We start from the raw sequence: 9,679 nt of genomic DNA on the forward strand, positions 1-9,679 counted from the left end.
GGGCTGGCCACCGGCCGCGCGGGCGGGGCGCTCGCCGGCGCCGCGATCGGCGGCGTGGGTGGCGCCATCGTCGGCTCGGCTACCTCGCCTTATCGCCGCGGCGGCTACTATTATGACGACGGCTACGGCGGCTGCCCCTACGGCTACTACCGCGACTATTACGGCCGGCTCTATTGCCGCTGAGCCGTTCGCATTCTACGCAGGAGCCGCGGCCGATCCGGCCGTGGCTGGATGAACGATGACCTCGTCTTTCTGGGGGCTTCTGGGCGGCGGCGGCCTCGGCTTCGCGCTGGGTGGGCCACTCGGCGCCCTCGTCGGCGCACTCGCGGGCCACGTCCTGGTCGACCGCGACGGCGCGCTCTTCGGCCCCGCGCCCAAGCAATTGATCTTCACCACCGGCCTTGTCGCGCTCGCTGCCAAGATGGCGCGCGCCGACGGGGTGGTGACACGTGAGGAGATCGCCGCCTTCGAGCGTATCGTCGAGGTGCCGCAGGAGCAGAGGGCGCATGTCGAGCGCCTTTTCGACCTCGCAAAGCAGACCAGCGCCGGCTTCGAGGCCTATGCCCAGCAGATCGCAGAGGCCTTCCGCGAAGAGCCGGCCCTGCTGGAGGACGTGCTCGACGGCCTTTTCCTGATCGCCGCGGCCGATGGCGCGATCCATGAACGCGAGCATGCCTATCTGCATGATGTCGCGATGATCTTCGCTATCGACGAGGCCGGCTTCGCCCGCATCGAGGCGCGGCATCTGCGCCGCCGCGACGATCCCTATCTCGTGCTCGGCGCCAGCCGCGAGATGAGCGATGGCGAGCTGAAGCAGCTGCACCGCCGCCTCGTGCTGGAAAACCACCCGGATCGCGAGATCGCCCGCGGCCTGCCGGAAGAAGCGGTCTGCATCGCGACGCGCCGGCTCGCCGCCATCAACGCCGCCTGGGACGCGATCGAGAAGGAACGCGGCATCGGCCGCAGGGAGCCCGAACCGGCGTGAGCGTCACTCTCGCACCCGACAGCCGCTTTGCCGCCAAGGTCTTCCCTTCGCCCAACCATGGCGAGCGCAAGTTCAGCGATGGCTCGACCGAGCGCCGACCCGACACGCTGATCCTGCACTACACCGGCATGCCCGATGCCGGCGAAGCGCTGCAGTGGCTGTGCAATCCGGCTTCGCAGGTCTCCTCGCATTATTTCGTCTTCGAGAACGGCCACATCCTCCAGCTTGTGCCCGAGGAGCGCCGCGCCTGGCATGCCGGCGCCTCGCACTGGGCTGGCGAGACTGACCTGAACTCCGCCTCGATCGGCATCGAGATGGCCAATCCGGGCCACCCTGCCGGCCTGCCTGACTTTCCCGAGGCGCAGATCGCCGCGACGCTGAACCTCTGCCGCGACATCTGCGAGCGCTGGCGGATCCCGCCCGAGCGTGTGCTCGCCCATTCCGACATCGCGCCGGGCCGCAAGATCGATCCCGGCGAGAAATTCCCCTGGCGCCGCTTCGCCGAGGGCGGCGTCGGCCTCTGGACCCGGCCCGCTCCGATCAAGGGCGGGCGCTTCTTCGCCCGCGGCGATGCCGGCCCGCCGGTCGAGGCGCTCCAGGCGATGTTCGCCATGCTCGGCTACGGTGTTGCGGTCGACGGTACCTATGACGAGCGCTTCGAGGCGGTTGTCGCCGCCTTCCAGCGCCATTGGCGCCCGGAAAAGGTCGATGGCGTCGCCGATGGCTCGACCATCACGACGCTGCGCGACCTGCTCGCGCTGACGCAGGAAGCCCGGACCGGCTGATCGTTAGGACTGCGGCGATCCCGCCCGGATGGCGGCAAGCTTCATTAACTCTTCGGCCCTAGCGTCGCGGACGATGCTCACATCACCGACGCAGGGCTAAGGGCCGCCGTATGCCGCTCTCGGACGCCGAAGCCAGACGCCTCTACGATCAAGCAGCGCTGATGGCCTGCATCGGCGCCTGGGAATGTCGGCTCGCCGATACGCGCCTGAGCTGGACCGACGGCATCTACGACCTGTTCGGCCTGCAACGCGGCTGCGCGATCAATCGCCGCTCGATCGTCGAGCTTTACCATGACGAGTCCCGCGCCGAGATGGAACGCCTGCGCAGCCGGCTGATCACCAGCGGCCAGGGCTTCGTCATGGACGCCCGCATCTGCACCACCGCCGGCGCCGAGCGCTGGATGCGTCTCTCCGCTTCCGTCACGCATGAGCACGGACGGGCCGCCCGCATCCACGGCGCCAAGCAGGACATCACCGGCGAGAAGGACATGTGGCTGGGACTGCGCCGGCTCGCCTATAGCGACCCGCTGACCGGCCTCGCCAACCGCCGCGCCTTCGAGATGCAGCTCTCGGACCTGCGCCGCCACACCGGCGATTCCAGCGCGCTCGGCCTGCTCGCCATCGTCGACCTCGACAACCTTAAGCCGATCAACGACCGCCTCGGCCACGCCGCGGGCGACGAATGCCTGCGCCAGATCGCCATGCGGCTGGAAAGCGCGCTCAGCGACGCCGCGATCATCGCACGCATCGGCGGCGACGAATTCGGCCTGCTTCTCTGCTCGGCCGCCGGCCGCCCCTATCTGCTCCACCGGCTGGAACAGGCGCAAGCGGCGCTGTCGCGCCCGGTCGCCTGGCGCGGCACGACCATCGAGGTCAGCGCCTCGATCGGCGCCACCATCCTGCGGCCAGGCTTGCTGCACGATCCCGAGCGGCGCTTCGCCGAGGCGGATTCGGCGCTCTACGTCGCCAAGGCCGCCGGCCGCAATTGCCTGCGCCTGTTCGGCGATCCCGTCGAGGTCGCGGGCGACGTGGCGATGGTCAGCGCCGGCGAGATGCGTGTGGTCTGAGCGAGGGATCGGCTGCAGGATCGCTAGCGTCGGCTGCCGATCTCGAGCAGGCCTCAGTCGGCATGCCGCCATACCTTCGCTGCCGAGATTATGAGGATCATAGCGAGCAGCGGCAGAAGAAGGGTCGAGGGGATTAGTCCCAGCAACTGGCCGCCGATGAATGCGCCAAAGATGGATCCACCGGCCATTGCAAGGAGAAATCCTCTATTGCGGCCAATGACAGAAAAGCTCTGATCGCGGCTATAGCGAGTGAACCCCACGAGCAGAGTCGGCAGGCTGATCGCCAGTGACAGGCTGCCTGCAAGCTTGATGTCCACTCCGAATAACAGCACGAGCGCGGGAATGAGCAACTCGCCGCCTGCAACACCCATCAGGGAGGCGACGACGCCGATCAGAAATCCGGCAATGAGCCCCGCCAAAAGGCGACTCGTTCCAATGAGAAGCGCTTCGCCCGAAGCAACGTTGTGGCCGAACAAGAGTGCTCCGGCGATGAGAAGCAAGAGGATCGCGATGACCCGGTAGAGCGCGTCGGAACGCAGTCTCGTAGCCCGGCCTGCGCCGAACCACGCTCCGATCAAGCTGCCGGCGAGCATATTGGCAATGATCCAGCTGCTCGCCGCCATCTGATTGAACGGCACAGTTCCCGCTCGAAATGGCAAGGCGGCTGTAACGACGACCAAGCTCGCCGCCTTGTTGAGGACGACGGCTTCAAGCGGGCCGAACTTGAAAAGACCGATGAGGATCGGAAGGCGGAATTCCGCGCCTCCGAGACCGATGAGGCCGCCCAGAACACCGACACCTGCTCCGGCGCCAAACGCGTTGAACGTCGACCGGCTCGAAGATGCGGCGGTATCCATCGCAAACGTCTCGGACTCGTTATGGTCAAATTACCATAGCGACTCTCGCAGCCGTTTGGAAACGGGCCGGCGCTCACACGCTAGATCTTGCTGCCTGTCTCCGGACGAGCGCGAGCTGCGAGGGCTGCGAGATCACTTTCTGCGCCCTCGATCGCCATGAGCTCGACCCGCCTGTACCGCTCCAAAAGCTCGGAGCCGAAGGCGGTGAGCTGCGCTCCACCTCCCCTTGTGCCGCCCGTTGCGGCGGCTAGGACCGGTTCGTCAAAGGCCTGATTGAGGCTGTCGAGCAGCAGCCACGCCCGCTTGTAGTCCATGCCCATGCTTCTGGCCGCGGCGGATATCGAACCCGACTGCTGGATGCTCTCGAGCAGGGCAACCTTGCCGGGACCCACGCGGGCGCCGGAATCGAGCACGATGGTGAGTTTGAGCTTTGCCATGTCAACGAAACTAGCCAAGCACGCTCGCGACGCCCAGCCCGGTCAAAGTGAGCTTCCGATCGTGAGCGGATATGGCAATCACTCGGCTTCTCAGCCTCATCTCATCCTGCAGCGCGCCACATGCGCCGAACTCGCACCCTGCTGCGGCAACCTCTCCGCAACCTTCGTTGACCAGCTTCGCCGGCGGGCAGCTGCGTCTGAGGATCTCGTGCCGTGCCCGGAGCAGCGGCCCGCGCTCGCTGAACGCGAGCGACCATTTCCATTCAGGCGGCGTTGCGACTGCCAGAGCGACGATCGCCTCGGCCAACCAGGAGAGACCTCATGCGACATCTCGTGATCGCGGCCGCCCTGCTCATGGGCTCGATCACCGCGATCAGTGCCGCGCCGGCCGCCACTCATGACGGAGCGCTTGCGCCCACGCTCGCGCAGCAACTCGACAAGCTGCCGGCCGGATTCAGCGCCAGCGCAGCCAAGTTGCGGCGGATGCAGATCATCCAGGACAATCTCGACCGCCAGCGCTACGGACGCAGCGGCGGTTACGGTCGCGGCTATGGGCGTGGTTATGGCCGCCATGGGGACGCTAACGGCTATCGGCGCGGATATGGCGACGGCTACGGCCGCCCCCGCTACGACCGCTGGTGAATCGAGCAGCGGCCTCGCCGGAAAGCGGCGCCGCTCTCCCTGCCAACTACCCCTTCACAAAAAAGCGTGGCCTCTGTCGGAACCCTCGCCCCTCCTTCGTCCTTGAGGCGACAGGCCGCCATCCGGTCTGGTGAGAGAGCAAGGAGCATGGCGATGAAGGTCACCCAGAATCTCTGGTTCGACAAGGACATGGAAGCTGCGATCAGCCTCTACACCTCGCTGATCCCGGACTCGGCCCTGGAATGGACCAGCGCCCTCCCGGCCGAATCCCCGAGCGGGCCGGCCGACAGCGTCAAGATCGCCGCCTTCACCATCGGCGGCCAGCGCTACCAGGCCTTCGAGGCCTGGCGCTCCGACGCCTTCCACCACACCTTCTCGATCTTCGTGGAATGCGAGACGCAGGCCGAGATCGACCGTCTTTGGGAGGCACTCGGCGAGGGCGGCAAGTTCGAGCAGTGCGGCTGGCTCAAGGATCGCTGGGGCCTGTCCTGGCAGATCGTACCCAAGCGCCTGGGTGAGCTCACTCGCGATCCCGACCGCGCCAAGGCCGGGCGCGTCGCCGAGGCGATGCTGAAGATGGTCAAGCTCGACATCGCCGGGCTGGAAGCGGCGGCCAAGGGTTAGGATTCGACCTTCCGATCGCCGTCATCCTGAGGAAGCCGCGTAGCGGCTTTCGCGAAGGAAGCTCCGGCAGGCTCCGGAACCAGCCGGAGCATCTTCCGTGACGCACTCCTACAGAGCGCTCTTCAGGATGAGGGCTCCACTAGGCCCGGAAGATGCGTAATTCAGGCCGCTTGCGCCCGTGCCGCGGCCAGTGTCTTCAGCTTTGCCCCGACCTCGGCGATCGCCAGGATCGCCGGCACGTATTCCTGCCCGAGCTCGGTCAAGGCGTACTCGGTCGAGGGCGGCGTAGTCGGCACCACCTTGCGCTGAACGACGCCCTTCTCCTCCAGCGCGCGCAGCCGCGCGCTCAGCATCTTCGCCGAGATCACCGGCATGTCGCGCCTGAGTTCGCCGAAGCGGCGCGGCCCGCCTGACAGGAACCAGATCACGTTCGGCGTCCAGGCTCCGCCGAGCACCTGCATGCAGGCGCCGACATTGCAGGTCTCCGGCTGCGCCGCGGCGCGATTCTTCCTGAGTTTCAAAGCCATTGCGATCAGGTCTCCGGTTACCGGGAGGATACCGGAAAACGCAGTTACAACAAGTTACCCCGTATACAGGGGTAACTGCGTCGACATAGCTCTCCGGCATTCGTCAACGCGGATGAGGACATTGCCGTGAAGCTCTACTATGCCCCGGGCGCCTGCTCGCTCTCGCCCCACATCGCCCTGCGCGAAGCCGGCCTGCCCGTAACGCTCGAGAAGGTCGATCTCCTCGCCGGCCGGACCGAGACCGGCGCCGACTATGCCGCCGTCAATCCGAAGGGATATGTTCCGGCGCTGCAATTCGACGACGGCACCGTCCTCACCGAGGGCGCGGTCATCGCCCGCTATATCGCCGATCTCGCCCCGCATGCCGCTCTCGCTCCCAAGCCCGGCAGCTTCGAGCGCATCCGGCTCGAGGAGATCATGAACTTCATCGGCAGCGAGCTGCACAAAGCCTACACGCCGCTCTTCCTCCCCGACACCAGCGACGAGGGCAAGACGATCGCACGCGCCCGCGTTGCCAGGAAGCTCGGCTATATCGAGACCATCTTCGCCGACGGCCGTGAGCATCTCCTCGGCGAAGCGTTCAGCGTTGCCGACGGCTATCTCTTCACCATCGTCAACTGGTCTGAAAGCCGCGGCGTGCCGCTCGACGCCTTCCCGAAGCTGCGCGCCTTCATGGCGCGGATCGGCGCCCGCTCCAGCGTGCAGGAGGCGATGCGGGCCGAGGGCCTGCTCCAATGAGCGCCGATCCGCGTTTCGCAGAGATCGTCGCTGTGCTCGGCGACTATTTCGACGGCCTCCATCACAGCGATGCCGACAAGCTCGGCCGGCTTTTCCACCCGCAGGCGATCTATGCCTGCGGGACGGAAGGCAGCCTGATCCATCTCACCATGGATCAGTACCTGCCCATGGTGGCCAAGCGCCCTTCGCCGGCCAGCCGCGGCGAGCCCCGGCGCGACCGCATCCTCTCGATCGAATTCGCCGGCCCGGTCACCGCGCTGGCCCGCGTCGAATGCGCCATCGGTCCAAAGCGCTTCACCGACCTCCTCAGCTTCATCAGGCTCGACGGGCGCTGGCGCCTGATCGCCAAGGTCTTCCATTTCGACCTCGACGAGGCGGTCGCCTGAACGGCCGAGAGACACGGGCCGCCGGCGGATGTCGACGCCGGCGGCCAGTCGATCGCTCGCCGGCCTCGTGACGCACAGTCACCCCAATGTCGTACGACCTGCCTAAGGACTCCGCTGGCCAGGTGGGGAGACAGGCACGGAAAAAGCGCGCGCGTCCATTGCCGGGCCCGCGTGTAGAGCTGTGCCGTGACGTCTCGACCCGGGCGCAGACGCGACCGCGCACACTTGTCGGAGTCGAGAGCATGCAAGTCGATATCTTCACGCAGGTGATCGTGCCTGTGATCGGCGGCCTGGGCATCTTCATGCTCGGCCTCGAATTCATGAGCAACGGCATCCAGAATCTCGCCGTCAACAAGATGCGGGCGTTGCTCGCCAGAATCGCCGGCACGCCGGCCAAGGGCGTCCTCGCCGGCACCTTCATCACCGGCATCATCCAGTCCTCGACCGCGATGACCGTCATGGTCGTCGGCCTCGTCAATGCCGGCGTGATCGGCCTGCGGCCTGCGATCAGCGTGATCATGGGCGCCAATATCGGCACGACGCTCGGCAACGGCCTGATCGCGCTGCCCCTTGGCCCGCTCGGCCTGCTGCTCGCCGGCATCTTCGCGCTGGTCCACATCTTCGCCAAGACCGACAAGGTCAAGAACATCGCGCTCGCCTGCATGGGCTTCGCGCTGATCTTCTACGGCCTCAATCTGATGACCGGCGGTCTGCGCCCGCTTCGCAACATGCCGGAGGTGATGGGCGTCATCTCCTCGCTGAAGGCCGACACCTATCTCGGCCTGCTCTACTGCGTGCTGATCGCCGCCGGCATCACCGCAATGATCCACTCCTCCTCGGCGACGATCGGCATCGTCATGGGCCTCGGCGCCGCCGGCATCCTCGACTGGAAGACCGCCGTCGCCTTCTCGCTCGGCGCCGATCTCGGCACCACCATCACCTCGTGGATGGCCTCGCTCAACCTGACCAAGAACGCCAAGCGTGCGGCTTACGCCCATATCTCCTTCAACATCATCGGCGTCGCCATCACGATACCGCTGTTCTTCGTCTCGATGGACGTGCTGACCTGGGCGATGCAGTGGTTCGGCGGCGATCCGGGCGTGGCGGTCGTCAAGGACGGCAAGGAAACCTTCCCGCTCATCCCGGTCGCGATCGGCCTCTATTCGACCTTCTTCAACATCTTCAACACCGTCCTGCTCTTTCCCTTCGTCGGCGTCTTCGAGCGCGTCCTGATGAAGGTCGGCGCCACGGCGACGGACGAGATCGAGGACTATTCGGCGCCACGCTTCCTCGCCAAGGCGACCGATCATGCCCATGCCGTCGCCAACATCCAGAAGGAGACCGGCCGCTATCTCCAGGCCGCGCAGCTCTTCCTCGACATCGCTCGCAGCAAGCCGGATGCGCCTGAGAAGAGCGACGAGCACTACGCTGCCATCGACATCCTGAACCGCGATATCCGCGCGTACACCTCCGGCATGTTCACGCCCGAGATGCCCTATGCCCGCGCCGACCTCGTCGCGAGCCTGATCGAGGAAGAGGATTTCACCGCCAGTCTCGGCGAAACGCTCTACCAGATCGCCCGCCGCATCGAGCGGCAGCCCTTCGGCGCGCCCGGCCGCGAGATCGTCGACAGCGTCGTCGACCAGGTCGCCGAGGCAATGCGCGCAATCCTGCCGGCCGGGCCGGATGCTCCGCTCGTTTCCGCCGAGGCGCAGCCGCGCATCGCCGCCCTGACGAGCGTCCGCGAGCGCTGCCTGCGCCTCGGCGCCGAACTGCCCTGGGTCGAGCGCGGCGCGATCCTGGCGCTGCTCGGCTCGGCGGAGCGCGCCTACTTCCTGATCGAGCGCATCGACGCCGAGCGCCGTTCGGTCTCGCGCGTCGTGCCGGTGACGGAGACCAGCCAACAGAGCCAGGAGGTCGGCGGTTTTGGCGCGGCTGCCATGCCGGCCTGAGCGATCCGCTCCTCATCGGACCGAGGACAGGCCGCCATCGTGCGGCCTGTTTGCTGTTCCAGCTGACGTTTTGTCGCGATTGCAGGCGAAGGGAAGCGATCCGCAATGACGGTGCAATGCGCGAATTATCGCCTGCTCGACCCAAAGGCGCGGCGATCGATGGATACGAGGACAGCTATCATGACGTCGAAGGCGATTTTCCTCCTGGCACCCGCTCTGGCGCTCCCGGCCGCCGCCTGGGCCGATGACGGCCTGACCTGGGGTGTCCGGCAGGATGGCGAGGGCATCGTCGTCGCTTACGAGATGCCGCAGACCGACGACCAGCGCCTGTTCTTCTCCTGCGATTTCGCCAGCAAGAGCCTGACCGTGCGCATCCCCTTCTTCAAGGAGGGCATGAAGGACAACGCCGTCACGACCGCCAAATTCTCGTCGAGCGGCGGGCAGGCGGATATCGGCATGAAGCTGATCAGCGACGAGATGGGCAACCATTTCGAGGCGACGACGACGCTGACGCCTGCGCTCCAGTCGGTCCTGCGCAAGGGCAAGAGCCTCACCCTGCGCATCGAGGGTGAGACGCAGAGCTTCCCGCTCGCCGCCGGCCAGAAGGGCTTTGCCGTGCTGGCACAGCGCTGCGGCGGGTAAGTCAGTTCCAAGTAAGGCGCGGGGAACCCTCTCGTGG

General features: G+C 66.3%; 13 protein-coding genes and 1 pseudogene. 10 read left to right on the forward strand and 4 right to left on the reverse strand.

Going from position 1 to position 9,679, the window contains the following annotated elements:
- The 4 genes and pseudogenes from CXY91_RS23640 to CXY91_RS23655 all read left to right on the forward strand — a co-directional run.
- Nucleotides 1-183 (forward strand): annotated as a pseudogene (locus CXY91_RS23640) (hypothetical protein); the annotation flags it as partial.
- Between the two features lie 55 nt (nucleotides 184-238).
- Nucleotides 239-985 carry a TerB family tellurite resistance protein gene (locus tag CXY91_RS23645; RefSeq protein ID WP_091840389.1) on the forward strand — a complete coding sequence of 249 codons (747 nt, stop codon included), beginning with the start codon at nucleotides 239-241 and terminating at the stop codon, nucleotides 983-985.
- Nucleotides 982-1,770: an N-acetylmuramoyl-L-alanine amidase gene (locus tag CXY91_RS23650; protein WP_100963897.1), complete on the forward strand. Its 789-nt coding sequence runs from the start codon at nucleotides 982-984 to the stop codon at nucleotides 1,768-1,770. Before CXY91_RS23645 ends, CXY91_RS23650 begins: the two co-directional genes overlap by 4 nt.
- A 110-nt stretch (nucleotides 1,771-1,880) precedes the next feature.
- Nucleotides 1,881-2,837: a sensor domain-containing diguanylate cyclase gene (locus tag CXY91_RS23655; protein ID WP_091840384.1), complete on the forward strand. Its 957-nt coding sequence runs from the start codon at nucleotides 1,881-1,883 to the stop codon at nucleotides 2,835-2,837.
- Nucleotides 2,838-2,890: 53 nt separating this feature from the next.
- Here CXY91_RS23655 and CXY91_RS23660 read toward each other — a convergent pair whose 3' ends face one another.
- The 3 genes from CXY91_RS23660 to CXY91_RS23670 all read right to left on the reverse strand — a co-directional run bounded on the left by CXY91_RS23660 (nucleotide 2,891) and on the right by CXY91_RS23670 (nucleotide 4,438).
- The gene (locus CXY91_RS23660; protein WP_100963899.1) at nucleotides 2,891-3,694 is read right to left on the reverse strand and encodes a sulfite exporter TauE/SafE family protein; all 804 of its coding nucleotides are present in this window, start codon (nucleotides 3,692-3,694) and stop codon (nucleotides 2,891-2,893) included.
- An 80-nt stretch (nucleotides 3,695-3,774) separates the two neighbouring features.
- Entirely contained in the window at nucleotides 3,775-4,131 is a 357-nt protein-coding gene (locus CXY91_RS23665) for a winged helix-turn-helix domain-containing protein (RefSeq protein ID WP_100964239.1), read from the reverse strand.
- A 10-nt stretch (nucleotides 4,132-4,141) separates the two neighbouring features.
- Complete coding sequence (locus CXY91_RS23670; RefSeq protein WP_100963901.1) at nucleotides 4,142-4,438, reverse strand: hypothetical protein; 297 nt, start codon at nucleotides 4,436-4,438, stop codon at nucleotides 4,142-4,144.
- Between the two features lie 14 nt (nucleotides 4,439-4,452).
- On the opposite strand from CXY91_RS23670, the gene CXY91_RS23675 reads away from it, so the two are divergent.
- Both CXY91_RS23675 and CXY91_RS23680 read left to right on the forward strand, forming a co-directional pair.
- On the forward strand, nucleotides 4,453-4,773 hold the full coding sequence (locus CXY91_RS23675) for a hypothetical protein (protein WP_100963902.1): 321 nt from the start codon (nucleotides 4,453-4,455) through the stop codon (nucleotides 4,771-4,773).
- Between the two features lie 153 nt (nucleotides 4,774-4,926).
- A complete protein-coding gene (locus tag CXY91_RS23680) occupies nucleotides 4,927-5,397 on the forward strand; it encodes a VOC family protein (RefSeq protein WP_100963904.1) in 471 nt (156 codons plus the stop codon).
- A 161-nt stretch (nucleotides 5,398-5,558) separates the two neighbouring features.
- Here CXY91_RS23680 and CXY91_RS23685 read toward each other — a convergent pair whose 3' ends face one another.
- The gene (locus CXY91_RS23685) at nucleotides 5,559-5,924 is read right to left on the reverse strand and encodes a winged helix-turn-helix transcriptional regulator (protein WP_091840378.1); all 366 of its coding nucleotides are present in this window, start codon (nucleotides 5,922-5,924) and stop codon (nucleotides 5,559-5,561) included.
- Between the two features lie 126 nt (nucleotides 5,925-6,050).
- On the opposite strand from CXY91_RS23685, the gene gstA reads away from it, so the two are divergent.
- The 4 genes from gstA (at nucleotide 6,051) to CXY91_RS23705 (ending at nucleotide 9,642) form a co-directional block, all read left to right on the forward strand.
- The gene (gstA, locus tag CXY91_RS23690; protein ID WP_100963906.1) at nucleotides 6,051-6,662 is read left to right on the forward strand and encodes a glutathione transferase GstA; all 612 of its coding nucleotides are present in this window, start codon (nucleotides 6,051-6,053) and stop codon (nucleotides 6,660-6,662) included.
- Nucleotides 6,659-7,048, forward strand: a complete 390-nt coding sequence (locus CXY91_RS23695) for a nuclear transport factor 2 family protein (RefSeq protein ID WP_091840371.1) — start codon at nucleotides 6,659-6,661, stop codon at nucleotides 7,046-7,048. Before gstA ends, CXY91_RS23695 begins: the two co-directional genes overlap by 4 nt.
- 242 nt (nucleotides 7,049-7,290) lie before the next feature.
- Nucleotides 7,291-9,000, forward strand: coding sequence for a Na/Pi cotransporter family protein (locus CXY91_RS23700; protein ID WP_100963908.1), 1,710 nt, complete (start codon nucleotides 7,291-7,293; stop codon nucleotides 8,998-9,000).
- A 180-nt stretch (nucleotides 9,001-9,180) separates the two neighbouring features.
- Nucleotides 9,181-9,642, forward strand: a complete 462-nt coding sequence (locus CXY91_RS23705) for a hypothetical protein (RefSeq protein ID WP_100963910.1) — start codon at nucleotides 9,181-9,183, stop codon at nucleotides 9,640-9,642.
- The last annotated feature ends 37 nt before the right edge of the window (nucleotides 9,643-9,679 follow it).

Source organism: Allobosea sp. FBZP-16 (assembly GCF_002831785.1).
In the GTDB taxonomy this organism is placed as follows: Bacteria; Pseudomonadota; Alphaproteobacteria; order Rhizobiales; family Beijerinckiaceae; genus Allobosea; species Allobosea lupini.

Excerpts from the sequence above, each read along its gene's own strand:
- CXY91_RS23645 (WP_091840389.1), top strand. The coding sequence starts at position 239 with ATGACCTCGTCTTTCTGGGGGCTTCTGGGCGGCGGCGGCCTCGGCTTC.
- CXY91_RS23655 (WP_091840384.1), top strand. The coding sequence starts at position 1,881 with ATGCCGCTCTCGGACGCCGAAGCCAGACGCCTCTACGATCAAGCAGCG.
- CXY91_RS23660 (WP_100963899.1), bottom strand. The coding sequence starts at position 3,694 with ATGGATACCGCCGCATCTTCGAGCCGGTCGACGTTCAACGCGTTTGGC.
- CXY91_RS23665 (WP_100964239.1), bottom strand. The coding sequence starts at position 4,131 with ATGGCAAAGCTCAAACTCACCATCGTGCTCGATTCCGGCGCCCGCGTG.
- CXY91_RS23675 (WP_100963902.1), top strand. The coding sequence starts at position 4,453 with ATGCGACATCTCGTGATCGCGGCCGCCCTGCTCATGGGCTCGATCACC.
- CXY91_RS23680 (WP_100963904.1), top strand. The coding sequence starts at position 4,927 with ATGAAGGTCACCCAGAATCTCTGGTTCGACAAGGACATGGAAGCTGCG.
- CXY91_RS23685 (WP_091840378.1), bottom strand. The coding sequence starts at position 5,924 with ATGGCTTTGAAACTCAGGAAGAATCGCGCCGCGGCGCAGCCGGAGACC.
- CXY91_RS23695 (WP_091840371.1), top strand. The coding sequence starts at position 6,659 with ATGAGCGCCGATCCGCGTTTCGCAGAGATCGTCGCTGTGCTCGGCGAC.
- CXY91_RS23700 (WP_100963908.1), top strand. The coding sequence starts at position 7,291 with ATGCAAGTCGATATCTTCACGCAGGTGATCGTGCCTGTGATCGGCGGC.
- CXY91_RS23705 (WP_100963910.1), top strand. The coding sequence starts at position 9,181 with ATGACGTCGAAGGCGATTTTCCTCCTGGCACCCGCTCTGGCGCTCCCG.